This window comes from Polaromonas sp. AET17H-212 (genome assembly GCF_002379085.1).
Taxonomy (GTDB): Bacteria; Pseudomonadota; Gammaproteobacteria; order Burkholderiales; family Burkholderiaceae_C; genus Polaromonas.
In genome coordinates this window covers 72,375-88,933 of record NZ_NBZW01000007.1, presented here as the reverse complement: position 1 = coordinate 88,933, position 16,559 = coordinate 72,375, and the positions used below count along the sequence as shown (strand labels likewise).

Genomic DNA, 16,559 nt, shown 5'->3' with positions numbered 1-16,559 from the left:
AAGCCCGACGCGGACCGTCGCGCGGGGATTAAGCCTGATTTAAGGCGGACAGGGCTATCGTCGGTCCTTCTTGCACCACCCACCCCAGATGAACGCCTCCCGCAGCCCAGCCGCTTCCAGCCCGTCACGTCTTCTTTTCTTGTCCCTGGCCAGCTTTCTTCTCCTGCTGGCCTGGGATGCTTCGGGACTGGACCTGACCCTGGCGCGCTGGTTTGGGTCCGCCAGCGGTTTTGCCCTCGAAAACCACTGGTTCTGGCGCGACGTGCTGCACGACGATATGCGCCCGCTGCCCTGGTTGCTCGAAGGGGCGCTGCTGCTTGGCATCGCCCGGCCCGTCGGTACCCTGCGGCGGCTGCCCGCCCCGCGCCGCGCCCAGCTGGCCCTGACCACGCTATTGGCGTTGCTGGTGGTGTCCAACATCAAGCTGCACAGCCACAGCAGTTGCCCCTGGAGCCTGCAGGAATTCGGCGGCGTGGCCAGCCATGTTTCACATTGGGCCTGGGGCGTCAGGGACGGCGGTGACGGTGGCTGCTTTCCGGCCGGTCACGCCTCCGCGGGTTTTGCCTTTGTCGGCGGTTTTTTTGCGTTCCGGCATGCCCTGCCGACCACGGCTCGCCGCTGGTTGCTGGGCTCCATGCTGGCCGGCCTGCTGCTGGGACTGGCGCAACAGGTGCGCGGCGCCCACTACATGAGCCACACCTTCTGGACCGCCTGGTTCTGCTGGGCCAGCGCTGCCGGGCTGGACCTCGGCTTCACCTGGCTGGCCCGACTGACTTCACAAAAGCCGAGACACGCTCAAGCACAGGCGCCCGGCCTCTGAGAACCGAGGCCAGGGAGGCCACCAGGGTGACGTGGCTGACGCCGTCAAACAGCGCAGACTCCACATACACGCCACTGCTCTGGAGCCGCCGGGCCAGGGCCACGGTGCTGCGCCGGGAATTGACCACGCTATCGGCGGCGGGCGCCAGCAGCAAGGCCGGCGGCGACGCCGGCGAGGCATGGAACAACGGCTGGCTGTCGACCGGCGTGCGCGGCCAGTCAAAGGCCACCTGGGTCTGGCGATCGCCGATCGGCAGGAAATCGTAGGGACCGGCCAGGCCTATCCATCCCGCCAGGCGCGAGGGCTTCAGCCCCTCGGCGGCCAGCCAGCGCGGATCCAGCGCCACCATGGCCGCGTTGTAGGCACCGGCGCTATGTCCCATCACAAAAATCCGGTCGGGATCGGCGCCATGCGCGGCCCCATGCGCCACCGCCCAGCCCACGGCGCGCGCACTGTCCTGAACAAAAGCCGGGTAGGGGAAGGCGGGGCTCAGGCGGTAGTCGGCGATCACCGCCACAATGCCGCTGGCTGCCAGCGCCTCCCCGACAAAGCGGTAGTCGGCGCGTTCACCCGAAGACCAGCTGCCGCCATAAAAAAACACCACCATTGGCGCCTGGCCGGTGCCGTCAACAGGCTGATAGACGTCCAGCCGCTGGCGCGGGTGGTCGCCATAAGGCAGGCCCTGGGTGCGCCGGTAGGTGTCGGTGGAAACGGTGGCGTTGAGCAGGTCCACTGCCGAGCAGGCAGTGAGCAGCGCGGGCAGCATGGCCAGCAGCGAGCGTCTTGGCAAAGGGATATCCGTGGTGTGCATTGAACCAGGGATACGCAGGCCCGGCGGCCATGGATTCAACCGGCACCGGCTGGGCGGCCGTGCCCGGGCCGGCCGCCCCAAGGACCCGCCCGCTCAGGCCACGCGGCAGATCTTGAGCATGTTGGTGCCGCCAGGGGCACCCATGGGTTCGCCGCAGGTGATGGCATACACGTCCCCGCTTTGCACGATGTCGCGGCGCAGCAGGTGCCCTTCGGCCTGTTCCAGCGCCGTGTCGCGGTCGGCGCTGGTGTCCATCAGCAGCGGGCGCACATTGCGGTAGAGCGCCATCTTGCGCTGCGTCGCCAGACGCGGTGTGAGCGCGTAGATCGGGACACGGATGTCGTGGCGGCTCATCCACAGCGGCGTGGAGCCGCTGTCGGTCAGCGCCACGATGGCCTTGGCGCCCAGATGGTGGGCCGTGAACAGCGCCCCCATGGCGATCGACTGGTCGATGCGTGTGAAGGTCTTGCCGCTGAAGTCGGCGTCCAGCGCCGCGTATTCGGCTTTTTCCGCTTCCAGGCAGATGTTGGCCATTTCCTCGATGGTCTCGAGCGGGTAATTGCCGGCGGCTGTTTCTGCGCTCAGCATCACGGCGTCGGTCCCGTCGAGCACGGCATTGGCCACGTCGCTGACCTCGGCGCGCGTCGGCACCGGGTTGAGGATCATGCTTTCCATCATCTGCGTGGCGGTGATGACGAGTTTGTCCATGGCGCGGGCCATCTTGATCATGCGTTTTTGCAGCGCCGGCACGGCGGCGTTGCCCACCTCAATCGCCAGGTCACCGCGCGCGACCATGATGCCGTCGCTGACCCGCAGGATGTCTTCCAGGTTGGGAATGGCTTCGGCGCGTTCGATCTTGGCAATCAGGCCGGGCTTGTGTTTGTAGGGCGCGGCGGCCACATTGCAGAGCTGGCGCGCCATTTCCATGTCGGTGGCATTCTGCGGGAAACTCACGGCCACATAGTCGGCCTGGAAACTCATGGCGGTCTTGATGTCCTCCATGTCCTTGGCGGTCAAGGCCGGCGCCGTCAGGCCGCCACCCTTTTTGTTGATGCCCTTGTTGTTGGACAGGACACCGCCTACCTTGACGGTGGTCTGCACCTCTTCAGAGCGCACCGCATCCACGGTCAGCACGATCAGGCCATCGTTGAGCAGCAGGATGTCGCCGGCGCACACGTCACGCGGCAATTCCTTGTAGTCCAGCCCCACACCCTTGATATCGCCCAGCTCGGTCCGCGAGGCATCGAGCACGAACTTGGCGCCGGCCTCCAGCAGGACCTTGCCTTCGGCGAATTTGCCGACGCGGATCTTCGGCCCCTGCAGGTCGGCCATGATCGCCACCTCGCGGCCGGCGCGCTGGGCCGCCTCGCGCACCAGACCGGCCCGGTCGATGTGGTCCTGCGCCGTGCCATGGCTGAAATTGAGGCGCACCACGTTGACGCCCGCCCGTATCATTTTTTCAAGCAGCGCCGGATCGCTCGAGGCGGGGCCCAGGGTGGCAACAATTTTGGTGGCGCGGCGTGGCATGGATGTCTCCTGTAATTTACTGACGATTCTCACACGGAACCGGTTACAGGCCGGGTACACCGGGCGCGCCGCGCAGGCCCGGCCGCGATGTGCAACCGGCCAGGTGTAATTTCTATTGCGAATACAGCTATGCTTTTAATAGCAGATGTCGCACCGATTCAGCCTGCCGCCCGCTTCTGCAGAATCTCGAAAGCCGGCAGGGTCTTGCCTTCCAGCACTTCGAGAAAGGCGCCGCCGCCGGTGGAGATGTAGCCCACGTCTTTTTCAATCCCGTATTTGGCAATGGCGGCCAGCGTGTCGCCGCCACCGGCAATGCTGAAGGCGGGGCTGGCGGCAATCGCCTGCGCAATTGCTTTCGTGCCGCCCTCGAAGGCGGCAAATTCGAACACGCCCACCGGGCCGTTCCAGACAATGGTGCCGGCGGCCATCAACTGATCGGCCAGCTTTTTCGCGGTTTGCGGGCCGATGTCCAGGATCAGGTCGTCGTCCGCCACCTCGGTGGCCGCCTTGACGGTGGCGGGCGCGTCGGCACTGAAGCTCTTGGCGGTCACCACGTCGGTCGGCACCGGCACCTCGGCGCCGCGCGCCTTCATGGCCGCCATCACCGCCCGGGCTTCGTCGAGCAATTCGCGCTCGGCCAGGCTTTTGCCGATGGGCAGGCCGTTGGCCAGCATGAAGGTGTTGGCAATCCCGCCCCCGACGATCAGCTGGTCCACCTTGCCGGCCAGCGCCTTCAGGATGGTCAGCTTGGTCGATACCTTGCTGCCGGCCACGATGGCCACCAGCGGGCGCTTCGGGTTGGCCAGGGCCTTGGAGATCGCATCCATTTCGGCCGCCAGCAGCGGACCGGCGCAGGCCACTTTGGCAAACTGGGCGATGCCGTAGGTCGAGGCCTCGGCGCGATGCGCCGTGCCGAAGGCGTCGTGCACAAAAATATCGCAGAGTGCGGCCATCTTGCGGGCCAGCGCCTCGTTGTTCTTTTTCTCACCGGGGTTGACGCGGCAGTTCTCCAGCAGCACAAGCTGGCCGGGCGCCACGTCCACGCCGTCAACCCAGCCGGACTTCAGCGGCACCTCGCGCTGCATCAGTTCGCCCAGACGCTTGGCCACCGGCGCGAGCGAGTCTTCGGGCTTGAACTGCCCTTCGGTCGGCCGGCCCAGATGCGAGGTCACCATCACCGCGGCGCCGGCGTCCAGCGCCAGCTGGATGCAGGGAATCGAGGCGCGGATGCGGGTGTCCTCGGTGATGTGACCACGGTCGTCCTGCGGCACATTCAGGTCGGCGCGAATGAAGACACGCCGGCCCTTGACAAGGCCCTGAGCGCACAGATCGGAGAAGCGGATGAAGTTCATGAAAGCTCGCAGTGAAGGGTTGGGTCAACACGCCCAAGCCTCAAATTGTAGGTGCGCGCCCGCGGCGGCCGTGTGCTACCAAGGCAGCTCCGTTCAAGCCGGGGCCGCGGAACCGGCTGTGCCGGGCCGCAGGCGCAGCGGCCCCCCCGGGGGGCAGGGAGCTACACGCAGTGAGTGACCGTGGGGGCCAGTTTCACCAGCCCAGTCCGATGTGCAGGGGCAGGTAGACCGCCATGCCGGCGATGATGGTGCCCAGCACGCCGCGGCGCCAGACAAACCAGGCCACGCCGGCCAGTGCGGCAAACAGGCGGGCGTCCCGCCAGGTGCCGATAAGCTGCCCCTGCGTCATCACGATCTCGGGAATGATGACGGCCGCCAGGGCCGCGATCGGCGCATAGTGCAGGCCGCGTTGCACCCAGGGCGGCAGGCTCCAGGGCTTGCTGGACATGAAGAAAAACGAGCGCGTGATCACCGTGACCAGCGCCAGTCCAACGATGGTGAGCACGGTCCAGGCATCGGTCATGCCGCCCCCTTCGTCGTGGGCAACGGCGCCGGGGGCGCTGCAGGTTTTTCCAGCATCAGGCAGACCGCCACCGCTGCGGCAATCGCGACCAGGATGTTGAGCTTGAGCGGCAGGGCAAAGGCCGCCACCGCCGCCGCGCCGGCCACCCCGGCGGACACCACACGCAGGCGGCTGCTTGCCAGCGAACACATGACCCCGAGCAAGGCCAGGATGCCGGCGAAACCCAGCCCCCAGGACAGCGGAATCGCATTGGCCAGCGCAATGCCCAGCAGACTGGGCACCACCCAACTGAGCCAGGTCAGGGCGCAGTTTCCGGCCAGGTAGGCCTCCTGGGCACGCAACGCCTCCTTGTCGTCAGGCGGCACCGGATGCGGGTGGCGGTTGGTGAACATCACATAACTGAGATCGGCCGTGAAATAGCCGCTGGCCAGGCGCCGCCAGAGTGGCTGGTGCATGAGGTAAGGCCGCAGATGGGCGCTGAACACGACAAAACGCAGATTGACACAGGCCGCAGTGGCCAGAATCACCCACAGGGGCGCGCCGGCAAGAATCAGCGGAACGGCCGCAAGCTGCGAGCTGCCGGCAAACACGATCACCCCCATCAGCACCGCCTCAAACAGGCTCATCCCCGACTTGACCATGGCCACACCGGTCATCAGGCCCCAGGCGGCCGTGCCGGCGGCGGCGGACGCCATGTCGCGCATGCCCTGGCGAAACTCGGGATGCCGGAACAGCGGGGCCGTCAAGCGCGCTTCTCCGGACTGGCCTGAAAAACCATGCCGGGCTGCAGCGCAAAACCACGGACGAACTCGGCGGCATCCAGCGGCTTGCCACCGGGCTTCTGCAGCCGGGTGGCGCGCAACACGCCGTCACCCGTCGCCACGTCCACGCCGTCCGGGCTGACGGCGAGAATCTGGCCCGGCGCGGCCGCTTCCGGTCGCTGGACACCGGGCACCACCACGGCCTGCCAGAACTTGACCGTGTCGCCGCCCAGGGCACTCGCCGCGCCCGGGAAGGGGTTGAAGGCGCGTATCCGCCGCTCGATCACGGTGGCGCTTTGCCGCCAGTCAATGGCGGCCTCGTGTTTTTCGATTTTGTGCGCGTAGGTGATGCCTTCCCCGGGCTGCGGCACAGGCTGGAGCCCGCCGCAGGCCGCGAGTTCCAGCGCCTCGACCACGAGTCGGGCGCCCAGGGCAGCGAGTTTGTCGTGCAGGGTGCCGGTGGTGTCCCCGGGTGCGATCGGAAGCTTTTCGACCAGCAACATGTCACCGGTGTCCAGCCCGGCATCCATCTGCATCAGCGTGATGCCGGTCTCGCTGTCACCCGCTTCAATGGCACGGTGAATCGGCGCCGCGCCGCGCCAGCGCGGCAGCAGGGAGCCATGAATATTCAGGCAGCCCAGCCGCGGCATGTCCAGCACCCACTGCGGCAGGATCAGGCCATAGGCGGCGACCACCATGACGTCGGCGCGGGCCGCTTGGAGCGCATCGCGCGCGGCAGCGGCGTCTTCGGGGTATTTGCCATCGAGCCGCAGGCTGCGCGGCTGCAGCACCGGGATCTGTTGTTCAAGCGCAAACTGCTTGACGCTGGAGGCCTGCAGCTTCATGCCGCGCCCGGCGGGCCGGTCCGGCTGGGTCAGGACAAGGGGGATTTCAAAACCCGCAGCCTGCAGCTGCGCGAGAGCCACACGGGCGAATTCGGGGGTACCGGCAAATATGACGCGCATCCACGCATTTTCGCCCATGCGCAAGGCGCGTCAGGATCAGCGGACCAATTCGCGTTCTTCGTCTTTTTTCTGCTTGATCATCTTGGTCTTGATGCGGTTGCGCTTGAGCGGCGACAGGTACTCGACAAATACCTTGCCCATCAGGTGGTCCATCTCGTGCTGCACGCACACCGCCAGCAGGCCTTCGGCGCTGTGGGTCTGCGGCTTGCCGTCCAGGTCCAGCGCCCGGACCTTGATGGCGCTGGCGCGTTCCACCCCGTCATACACGCCAGGCACGGACAGGCAGCCTTCGTCATTGACCTGGGTTTCGGGGCTGGACCAGGTGATTTCGGGGTTGATCAGCACCAGCGGCTGGTCCCGGCCCTCACTGACGTCGATCACCACCACTCGTTCGTGAACGTTGACCTGGCTGGCGGCCAGGCCGATGCCCTCGGCGGCATACATGGTTTCCAGCATGTCGCCCACCAAAGTGCGAATGCGCGCGTCCACCGCCGCCACGGGCTTGGCAATGGTGTGCAGACGCGGGTCAGGGTAACGAAGAATGGTCAGTTGGGTCATGGTGGCAGGCAATCAGATGTCGCTATTTTCGCTAATTTTCGCCATTTTTCGGCATCCCGGCTGTCGCGAAATGGCATATTCGTTGCCTAATCAAGGGCTTAAGTACAGAATCGCTAGTGATTTATCAAGATAAAAACGTGGCGTCCGGCCTTGATGCCCAAGGCCGCGCCAGCCCCAAGGGCCTCAAGATGCAACATATTTTTGGTCGGTTCAGTCAGATTTCAATAGCCGCCGCTCTGCTGGCATCCAGCGCCGGCCTGCACGCGCAGAATTTCCCGATCACCGCCGGCCAGAAGGCCACGGCCAGCCAAGTGGCCCAAACCGGCGTGCCACTGAGCGACCTGGCCCCCAATGCCCCCGACGAATACACCGTCAAGCGCGGCGACACCTTGTGGGCCATCTCGGGCATGTTCCTGAAAACCCCGTGGCGCTGGCCCGAGTTGTGGGGCATGAATCTGGATGACATCCGCAATCCGCACCGGATTTACCCCGGTCAGCAGCTTTACCTGGACAAATCCGGCGGACGCGCCACCTTGCGGGCCCGGCGTCCGGGCGGCGGTGACAGCCAGCCCGGCACCGTGCGGGTATCGCCGCGCACGCGTTACGAATCGCTGGCTGATGCCGCCATCCCGACGCTGTCACCCCAGGCGATTGAACCCTTTCTGTCGGAAGCCCTGATCGTCGACGAAGCCGTGTTTTTGACGGCGCCACGCATCGTGGCGGCCCAGGAAGGCCGGGTGTTGCTCAGTCGCGGCGACCGCGCCTATGCCCGTGGCCTCTACAGCAGCAAGGACACAGGCAAGCCACTGAGTACCGCCAAAGGCGAGCCACTGGACTACCGGGTCTTCCGCAATGCCACGCCGCTGAAAGACCCCACCACCGGCGAAATCCTCGGCTACGAGGCACAGTTTCTCGGCAAGGCCGAGCTGGTGCGCGGCGAATCCACCGCCAGCGTGAAGGGCAAGGACGGCAAGCTTGTCGATGAGGTCATCCCGGCCACCATCGACATCCTCATCGCGAAGGAAGAAATGCGCGTTGGTGACCGGCTGGTGCCGGAACCGCCGCGCGAACTGCTGAGTTATGTGCCGCGCGCGCCACAGCTCCCCATTGAAGGCCAGATTGTCTCGATTTACGGCAGCGCCGTGCGTTATGCGGCAGGCAACCAGGTGGTGGTGATCAACCGCGGCATCCGCGACGGACTGGAGCGGGGCCATGTGATGGCCATTTTGCGAAGCGGCGAACGGATCACGGACCGCACGGACTCCGCCAGAACAGTGATCAAGCTGCCCAACGAACGCAACGGCCTGTTGATTGTTTTCCGCACTTTCGAAAAGCTCTCCTACGCGCTGGTCCTTGAGGTCAGCGAAGGCGTGAAAGTGGGCGACCGCTTCGAAAATCCCAACTGAGCGTCAGCGCCAGCTTGTGCAGACCGTCTGCATGAATTGTGTTGCCGCCTCCGCCTGAATGCAGCCCTTCCATGGACGTTGCTGAACTTGGCGCGTGGTTGCGCCTGTCGCTGACCCCGGGCATCGGCAACGCGGGAGCACGCCAGCTGCTGGCCATGTTCGGGTCAGCCCAGGCCATCTTTGAACAGGACGCAGGCACCTTGCAGCAGCTCGGCTCCGACCGCCTGGCCGATGCGCTGCTGACCGAGCCCGCCGCCCTGGCCGACCAGCTGAAGACCACGCTGGCCTGGTTGCAGGGCGCAGACAATCGGCGCGTGGTGACGCTGGGCGATGCCGGCTACCCGCCCGCGCTGCTTCACATCGAAGACCCGCCCTGCATGCTTTATATGCTTGGAGCCCTTGACCCATGGACGCCGACAGCTATCAACGCAGCGCCCTGCCTCGCCATCGTGGGCAGCCGCAACCCCACGCCGCAAGGTGAAAGCAATGCCCGGCAATTTGCCAGGGTGTTCGGCGAAGCCGGTCTCTGTGTGGTGTCGGGGCTGGCACTGGGCGTGGACGGCGCAGCCCACGACGGCGCCCTGCTCGGTGGCGGCACCACCCTGGCCGTGGTCGGCACCGGGCTGGACCGGGTGTATCCGAAGCAGCACCTCGCGCTCGCCCACCGCATTGCCGAGCGCGGCCTGATCATCAGCGAGTTCCCGCTGGGCACACCACCCCTCACCGCCAATTTTCCCAAGCGCAACCGCCTGATCTCCGGCCTGTCGCAGGGCACGCTGGTCGTCGAAGCGGCGCTCAAGTCAGGCTCGCTGATCACCGCGCGCCTGGCCGCGGAACAGGGCAAGGAGGTGTTCGCCATCCCCGGCTCCATCCATTCCCCCCAGTCGCGGGGCTGCCACGCCCTCATCAAACAGGGCGCCAAGCTGGTGGAGTCTGCCCAGGACGTGCTGGAAGAGTTGAACCTGCCCCAGCTTTCGGCCGCCTTGCCTGCAGCCCATGAGGATGTAGATGGACAGCCCGCAGACGACCCGCTGTTTGCGGCGATGGGGTTCGAGCCCGTCAGCCTCGACGCCCTGCAGGCGCGCACCGGGCTGGCAACCGCCGAATTGCAGGCCCAATTGCTGGCGCTTGAACTGGCCGGCGAGGTCGCCCGGCTGCAGGGCGGGCTGTTTCAGCGCATGGCAAGGGTTTGACGCCTGCAGCTACGTTGGGCCAAGGGCTTTCGGCCGCGTACACCGGCCACACCGTTCCCAACTGCGTTATATTGAGTGCATGTTTGAAGTACTGGTGTACGTTTACGAAAATTACTGGCAAGGCGACGCCTGCCCCGAGCTGCACCAGCTGAGCCGCAAACTCACGGCCGTCGGTTTTGAGGCGGACGAGATCCAGGCCGCGCTGGTCTGGCTCAACGGCCTGAACATCGCCGCGCAGAACACCCAGGTCGGCATGCCCGTCGGATCACAGGCGGGTGTGCCCGCTGTGCCGACGACAGCCAGCGCACCGCCCGGCTTCCAGGCCCAGTCAGCAGGCAGCCTGCGTGTCTATTCGGTGGCAGAACAGGACCACCTCGGCGCCCAGGCCTTGGGCTTCGTGAGTTTCCTGGAATCTTCGGGCGTGCTGCCATCCCACATGCGGGAAATCGTGATCGACCGGGCGATGGCCGCGCCGGGAGACCCCCTTGCGCTGGATGACCTCAAGATCATTGTGTTGATGGTGTACTGGAGCTTTGGCGAAGAACCCGATGCCCTGGTCCTGGACGAACTCTGCGACGACGCCGACTTCCGGGTGGCGCATTGAGTAGCAGCGCCCCCACGTTCGCTCACTGCGTGTAGCTCTCTACCCCCCGAGGGGGCGCTGCGCCTGCGGGCCGGCAGAGCCGGACCCGCGGCCCCTGCTGGTAAACACGGCTCCTCACCACGCCGGCGATCAGCCCAGCAGACGCTCCGGATTGGCGTCGAGCTTGGCCAGCGCGTCGCGGGTGGCGCGCACCGTGAGTGCCTCGTCTTCGGTCGGCACGAGCAGGCCGGCCTGCAAATAGGCCGCCAGGCGGCGCGCCTGGATCAGGAAGTTGCGGCCGTCGGTCGACGCAAACAGGTTCAGCTGCTTGCGGTCACTGCGCCAGGCAAACTGCACATGGTTGACCTGGCCGTTGTGGTCCAGCGTGAACCATGCCCCGAGTTGCAACTCCTGTGACCAGGAACGCATGGCGTCGCTTGGCTGGCTGCCGCCGTCGGCAATGACCTCGATCTCCGAGGCGTCGATGCCAATCATCATGACCAGGTTTTCGGTGTCCAGTGGCAGATCACCGACATCCTCGTCCGACAGGTAGTCCTCCAGATTCGCCAGCCGCTTGGACATCTCCTCGATGCGCTCCAGGGAAATGGCATCGGTCTTGGACATGAAGGCGTCCGCCAGCGTGTCGCTGATGATCTTCAGGTGCTGGTCCTGCACCGGCGGGCTCATGCCCAGCATGGACATGCCGGATCGCAGCAGGTGCAACAACTTGGGCAGATCGGCAATGACGCGTGCGCGGTCATTGCGGTTGGGCTTGGCACTGGCCGCCCAGACCAGGTCAGCGGCGGCCTGCTTGAGCGTGATCGTTTCCTCGTGCTGCGGACCATTTTTCATGGCCGCGATGGCCAGCACCTCGGCCCAGATCTTGAAGAGGAATTCACGGATCTCTTCGCGCACCGGCATGTCGTTGAGCATGCTGCGCATCTCGATGGTGTACTGGATGGCCATGGTTTCCTTCTGTTCCATCTGCTGGGCCACGCTCACCACGCGGGCCGTGCTGCCTTGCCCGGACAGGAACTTCGAAAGGAATTTCTGGAACTCGTCGTAGACCAGCTGGAACACCCGCCTGCCGGTTTCCGGGTATTGCTCGATGACCTGCACGATGCGCTTGATTTCAATCTCCAGCGCACCGCCCGAGATCGTCGCGTCAAAACCCAGCACGCAGGAGCCCATGCGATCGATCAGCCGGCGCGCTGGATGCTGCAGGGACCCAAAAAATTCGGGTTCGGAAATCGCCACCCGCAGCACCGGCATCTGCAGCCGGGCAAACCACACCCGCACGGCGGGCGGTATGCGGTCTTCCGCCAGAATGCTCTGGAACATGAGCGCCACGATTTCAATCGTGGCCTTTTCACTGGACGTGCTCGCCGCCTGCTTGAGGTCGCTGGTGCGCTGGCGCAAGGCGCCTGCCGCCTGCTCCACATCGGCGGCACCATACATCTGATCGGGTGCGTCAAGCAGGGTGCCTTCATAGGCATTGCCAGCAGCGGCGCGGGGTTGCACCCTGGCCAGAGCCTGTGCGAGCTGGGGCGAGGGCTGGTTGGCGTGGGTGTGGTCAAAATCAACCGCGTGGTCGGACAACAAGCGCCGGAGATGCCCCATCACCCCCTGCGCCCGCATGCGCGCCCGCGCCAGTGGCGATGTCCCGGTCTGCATGCGGGTCTCGTCAAGGATCGCCTCTCTGGCTGCGGCAGAGTTCGCGGCGCCTCCCTTGCCGTCCGACGAGCTGCCGCCAGCACCAGCGCCGCCACGCCCTGAACCTGAACCTGAACCCGAGATTGAACCAGAGCGGCCGCCACCCGCACCAGCATTTGTGTCACCCCCGCCGATAGCGTATCCACCGGACGAGCCCGCGCCTGGCGCCTGCCCGGCCGGCACATCAGCCCGGGGGCCTGCCGGCTTGGCCTTGGCGCGCAGGGGCGACGGGTTGTTTGCAGAGGGCGTACGTTTGACGAGTGCCCGCAGATCGATGTCCACCATCACGTTTTCTTTGATCAGGAACTCGTTGGCGGCGCGGTAGGCCTCCAGCAGGTGCGCGGTCAACTGCTGCTGGATCAGGTCCTGCGCCGTCAGCCACACCTCGCGCGACAGGGGCGCCAGGGTCCATTGCTCCACCATCTTTTGCGAAAGGACTTCGGGGCGCAGGATGTCTTCCTTGGCGAGTTCGGACCCCCCTTCAAGGCTCTGGATGCGCAGACGCAGGTCGTTGAGTTCCCAGCTGGCGCTGTCGAGCAGGCGCAAGGCCAGACGGGAGGCCAAAATCCTGTTCTCCATCACCTCGTTGCCCATCAGCTCGAACTTGCCGGTATCCACCGCCATGCCGGCCGGCGCGGCCGTCGGGATCAGCGCATTTTTCCAGGCGGCGATGGTGGCGTTGACCCAGATCGCTTCCGAATCCTGAAAGGACAGCCAGGCATCACGGCGATCCTGCATGTCGCGGGCGCTGCCGCTTTGCTCGGTCTGGGACGACAGTTTCTGGCGGATGGCACCCGCCAGCTCGGGCAGGATGCGCGCGGCGTGGCTCACAAAACGTTCGCGCGCCTGCCGGGCAAGAAGAAGGTCTCTTTTGGTGTTTGCGGCCACGACCGTGATGTGTGTTGTTGCGGTTTGCCTAAACCGTCGCCCCGGCATTCGGGTCGTTGGGGTCCTCGTCCTTCTTCCCCGTCGGCTTGACGAGATCCTCGCGCTTGATGCCCAGCCACATCGCTATCGCTGCGGCCACAAACACCGAAGAATAGATGCCAAACAGGATGCCAATCGTGAGGGCCAGCGCGAAATAAAACAGCGTCGGTCCGCCAAAGAGCAGCATCGACAACACCATGATCTGGGTGGAACCGTGCGTGATGATGGTGCGGCTGATGGTCGAGGTGATCGCGTTGTCGATGATCTGCACGGTGTTCATCTTGCGGTAGCGGCGGAAATTTTCACGGATCCGGTCGAAAATCACCACCGATTCATTGACCGAGTAGCCCAGCACGGCCAGCACGGCCGCCAGCACCGAGAGCGAGAACTCCCACTGGAAAAATGCGAAGAAGCCGAGAATGATCACGACGTCATGCAGGTTGGCAATGATGGCCGCCACCGCATACTTCCATTCGAAACGAAAGGCCAGGTAGATCATGATGCCGACCACCACCATGGCCAGCGCCTTCAGGCCATCCTGGGCCAGCTCTTCGCCCACCTGGGGGCCGACAAACTCAGTCCGCCGCAGGGCAATCTGGGGGTCGTCGGCCTTCAGCGCCGTCATCACTTTCTCGCTCTGCTGGGCGGTGGTCACGCCTTTTTGCGCAGGCAAGCGAATCATCACTTCGCGCGCCGTGCCGAAATTCTGCACCTGCACATCGGTAAAGCCCAAGCCCGCCACCGTGCCCCTGACCTTTTCGACATCGGCGGGCTGGGAATAGCTGACCTCCATCACCGTGCCGCCAGTGAACTCCACCGACAGGTGCAGGCCACGCGAAAACAGGAAAAACACGGCCAGCACAAAGGTCGTGAATGAAATCACATTGAAGATCAAGGCATGCCGCATGAACGGGATGTCTTTGTGGATTTTGAAGAATTCCATGGCGGTCTCTGTTCGTTGTTCTTTGGTCTAGTTGGCCGACGCTGTGGGCTTGGAAGACACAGCGGTGCCGCCGGCGGGTCGCCAGACGGTACCAATGGACACCGATTTGAGTTTTTTCTGCCGGCCGTACCAGAGGTTGACCAGCCCGCGCGAGAAGAACACCGCCGAGAACATGCTGGTCAAAATACCGATGACGTGCACCACGGCAAATCCGCGCACGGGTCCGGACCCGAAGGCCAGCAAGGCCAGGCCGGCAATCAGCGTGGTGATGTTCGAGTCCAGGATGGTGGCCCAGGCGCGCTCATAACCGCTGTGGATGGCAGCCTGCGGCGCCACGCCGTTGCGCAGCTCCTCGCGCACCCGCTCGTTGATCAGGACATTGGAGTCAATCGCCATGCCGAGCGCCAGCGCCATGGCCGCCATGCCGGGCAGGGTCAGGGTCGCCTGCAGCATGGACAGCACTGCCACCAGCAAAAGCAGGTTCACCGCCAGGGCCAGACCCGAGAACAGCCCAAACAACATGTAGTAAACGGCCATGAAAGCGACGATCACGAGGAAGCCCCAAGCCACGCTGTGAAAGCCCTTGGCGATGTTTTCAGCGCCCAGGCTGGGGCCGATGGTACGTTCCTCAATGATTTCCATGGGGGCAGCGAGCGAGCCGGCGCGCAGCAGCAGCGCCAGGTCGTTGGCTTCCGTCACGCTCATGGAACCGGAAATCTGGAAGCGGTTGCCGAGTTCACTCTGGATCACCGGCGCCGTCAGCACCTCGCCCTTGCCTTTTTCAAACAGCACAATCGCCATGCGTTTCTTGACGTTTTCGCGGCTCACGTCGCGCATGATGCGCCCGCCCTTGGCATCGACCGTCAGGTCGACCTTGGGCTGCTGGCTTTGCGAGTCAAACCCCGGCTGGGCGTCCGTCAGGCTTTCGCCGGTCAGGATCACCTGTTTCTTGACAATCACCGGCCGGCCGTCGCGTTCCAGGAAGCGCTCGGAGCCAAAAGGAACGGCGCTGGCGCCGCTTTCGGCCGCGCGGCCTTCGGCGCTTTCATCGACCAACCGCATTTCCAGCGTGGCCGTGCGCCCCAGAATATCCTTGGCCTTGGCCGTGTCCTGCACACCGGGCAACTGCACCACGATGCGGTCCAGTCCCTGTTGCTGGATCACCGGCTCGGCCACGCCGAGTTCGTTGATGCGGTTGTGCAGCGTCACCATGTTCTGCTTGAGGGCCTGCTCCTGCACCAGACGCGCCGCCTCGGGCTTGATGCTGGCACTGAGCTTGTACTCGGTTCCGTCGGGCGTATCGACCAGCTGCAGGTCCGCGAACTGGTCCTGGATCAGGCGTTTGGCGGCTTCCAGCGTGGCCGTGTCACGGACCCTGACCTCGATGACCTGGCCGTTGCGGTTGATGCCGCCGTGGCGGACGTTCTTTTCGCGCATCACCAGGCGGATGTCTCCAGCCAGCGACTCGGCTTTTTTGGTCAGTGCCGCCTGCATGTCGACCTGCAGCATGAAATGCACACCGCCGCGCAAGTCCAGGCCGAGGTACATGGGCCGGGCGTTCAGGGCGGTCAGCCAGGCGGGTGAGCGTGACAGCAGATTGAGGGCCACGATGTAAGACGGTGTGGCCGGGTCGGGCAGCAGCGCTTTTTCAATCGCGTCCTTGGCCTTGAGCTGGGTGTCGGTGTCGCCAAAACGTGCCTTGACCGAGGTGACGTCGAAAGTCACCGCCTCCGCAACGATATTGACATCCTTGAGCGCCTGCTCAACGCGCGCGACTGTTGTGCCGTCGATCTTGACGCTGGACCTGGCGGCGGAAACCTGTACCGCAGGCGCCTCGCCAAAAAAATTGGGCAGCGTGTACAGCGCGGCAATCAACAGGGCGACGACGATGACCGCGTACTTCCAGACCGGATAACGATTCATGAGCGTGCTGTTCCTGGGAAACTGAGGGGCTGAAGCAGCCGGCCCATGCCGGCCGGCCGGGAGAAACGACTAGGACTTGATGCTGCCTTTGGGCAGGACCTGGACGATGGCGCTGCGCTGCAGCTGGACCTCGACGCCGGTGGCAAGCTCGAGGCTCAGGTAGGCCTCGCCGAGTTTGGTAACCGTGCCGAGCAGGCCACCGGCGGTGACCACTTCGTCGCCTTTGGCCAATGCGTCAATCATCGCGCGATGCTCTTTCTGCTTTTTCATCTGCGGGCGGATCATCACAAAATACAGCACCACAAACATCAGCACCAGCGGCAGCATGCTGGTGAGCGAAGAGAGCATGCCGCCTTCGGCAGCAGCGGCTGGGGCGGTTTGGGCAAACGCGGAAGATATAAACACGGCAGACTCCACAACAATAAGTAAGGCTCCCACTGGTCACAGCGGGGGCGCGGAAGGCCGATTGTATGCGGCCGGTTGGATGTCAGGACTTGTAACCCTACCGGTTTTCGCCCTTTGCAGGCCGTTGCCGGCCGGCAAATGCGGCCAGC

The 16,559-nt window shown here is 64.7% G+C and carries 15 protein-coding genes; 4 read left to right on the top strand and 11 right to left on the bottom strand.

Annotated elements, in window-relative coordinates:
* Positions 1–88: 88 nt before the first annotated feature.
* Entirely contained in the window at positions 89–820 is a 732-nt protein-coding gene (locus B7G53_RS08125) for a phosphatase PAP2 family protein (RefSeq protein ID WP_096666234.1), read from the top strand.
* Here B7G53_RS08125 and B7G53_RS08120 read toward each other — a convergent pair.
* The 7 genes from B7G53_RS08120 to def form a co-directional block, all read right to left on the bottom strand.
* Positions 753–1,610 carry an alpha/beta hydrolase gene (locus tag B7G53_RS08120; RefSeq protein ID WP_217992602.1) on the bottom strand — a complete coding sequence of 286 codons (858 nt, stop codon included), beginning with the start codon at positions 1,608–1,610 and terminating at the stop codon, positions 753–755. The genes B7G53_RS08125 and B7G53_RS08120 overlap by 68 nt on opposite strands.
* 114 nt (positions 1,611–1,724) lie before the next feature.
* Complete coding sequence (gene pyk, locus B7G53_RS08115; RefSeq protein ID WP_096666228.1) at positions 1,725–3,158, bottom strand: pyruvate kinase; 1,434 nt, start codon at positions 3,156–3,158, stop codon at positions 1,725–1,727.
* Positions 3,159–3,316: 158 nt separating this feature from the next.
* A complete protein-coding gene (locus tag B7G53_RS08110; RefSeq protein WP_096666225.1) occupies positions 3,317–4,510 on the bottom strand; it encodes a phosphoglycerate kinase in 1,194 nt (397 codons plus the stop codon).
* A 193-nt stretch (positions 4,511–4,703) separates the two neighbouring features.
* A complete protein-coding gene (locus B7G53_RS08105) occupies positions 4,704–5,033 on the bottom strand; it encodes an AzlD domain-containing protein (RefSeq protein ID WP_096666222.1) in 330 nt (109 codons plus the stop codon).
* Complete coding sequence (locus B7G53_RS08100) at positions 5,030–5,737, bottom strand: AzlC family ABC transporter permease (RefSeq protein WP_096666409.1); 708 nt, start codon at positions 5,735–5,737, stop codon at positions 5,030–5,032. Before B7G53_RS08100 ends, B7G53_RS08105 begins: the two co-directional genes overlap by 4 nt.
* Before the next feature lie 38 nt (positions 5,738–5,775).
* The gene (fmt, locus tag B7G53_RS08095) at positions 5,776–6,759 is read right to left on the bottom strand and encodes a methionyl-tRNA formyltransferase (protein ID WP_096666406.1); all 984 of its coding nucleotides are present in this window, start codon (positions 6,757–6,759) and stop codon (positions 5,776–5,778) included.
* A gap of 36 nt (positions 6,760–6,795) precedes the next feature.
* Positions 6,796–7,317 (bottom strand): peptide deformylase, encoded by a 522-nt coding sequence (gene def / locus B7G53_RS08090; protein WP_096666219.1) that lies wholly within the window; start codon positions 7,315–7,317, stop codon positions 6,796–6,798.
* A 188-nt stretch (positions 7,318–7,505) separates the two neighbouring features.
* On the opposite strand from def, the gene B7G53_RS08085 reads away from it, so the two are divergent.
* The 3 genes from B7G53_RS08085 to B7G53_RS08075 all read left to right on the top strand — a co-directional run bounded on the left by B7G53_RS08085 (position 7,506) and on the right by B7G53_RS08075 (position 10,520).
* The gene (locus tag B7G53_RS08085) at positions 7,506–8,723 is read left to right on the top strand and encodes a LysM peptidoglycan-binding domain-containing protein (RefSeq protein ID WP_096666403.1); all 1,218 of its coding nucleotides are present in this window, start codon (positions 7,506–7,508) and stop codon (positions 8,721–8,723) included.
* Between the two features lie 71 nt (positions 8,724–8,794).
* Positions 8,795–9,916, top strand: a complete 1,122-nt coding sequence (gene dprA, locus B7G53_RS08080; RefSeq protein WP_096666217.1) for a DNA-processing protein DprA — start codon at positions 8,795–8,797, stop codon at positions 9,914–9,916.
* A 79-nt stretch (positions 9,917–9,995) separates the two neighbouring features.
* Positions 9,996–10,520, top strand: a complete 525-nt coding sequence (locus B7G53_RS08075; RefSeq protein ID WP_096666214.1) for a DUF494 domain-containing protein — start codon at positions 9,996–9,998, stop codon at positions 10,518–10,520.
* A gap of 129 nt (positions 10,521–10,649) precedes the next feature.
* Here B7G53_RS08075 and B7G53_RS08070 read toward each other — a convergent pair whose 3' ends face one another.
* From B7G53_RS08070 to yajC, 4 genes are all read right to left on the bottom strand, one after another.
* Positions 10,650–13,148, bottom strand: coding sequence for a DUF1631 family protein (locus B7G53_RS08070; RefSeq protein ID WP_096666211.1), 2,499 nt, complete (start codon positions 13,146–13,148; stop codon positions 10,650–10,652).
* Positions 13,129–14,082 carry a protein translocase subunit SecF gene (gene secF / locus B7G53_RS08065; RefSeq protein WP_096666208.1) on the bottom strand — a complete coding sequence of 318 codons (954 nt, stop codon included), beginning with the start codon at positions 14,080–14,082 and terminating at the stop codon, positions 13,129–13,131. Before secF ends, B7G53_RS08070 begins: the two co-directional genes overlap by 20 nt.
* A 27-nt stretch (positions 14,083–14,109) precedes the next feature.
* Complete coding sequence (secD, locus tag B7G53_RS08060) at positions 14,110–16,005, bottom strand: protein translocase subunit SecD (protein WP_096666205.1); 1,896 nt, start codon at positions 16,003–16,005, stop codon at positions 14,110–14,112.
* 69 nt (positions 16,006–16,074) lie between these two features.
* Entirely contained in the window at positions 16,075–16,410 is a 336-nt protein-coding gene (gene yajC, locus B7G53_RS08055; protein ID WP_096666202.1) for a preprotein translocase subunit YajC, read from the bottom strand.
* Between the last annotated feature and the right edge of the window lie 149 nt (positions 16,411–16,559).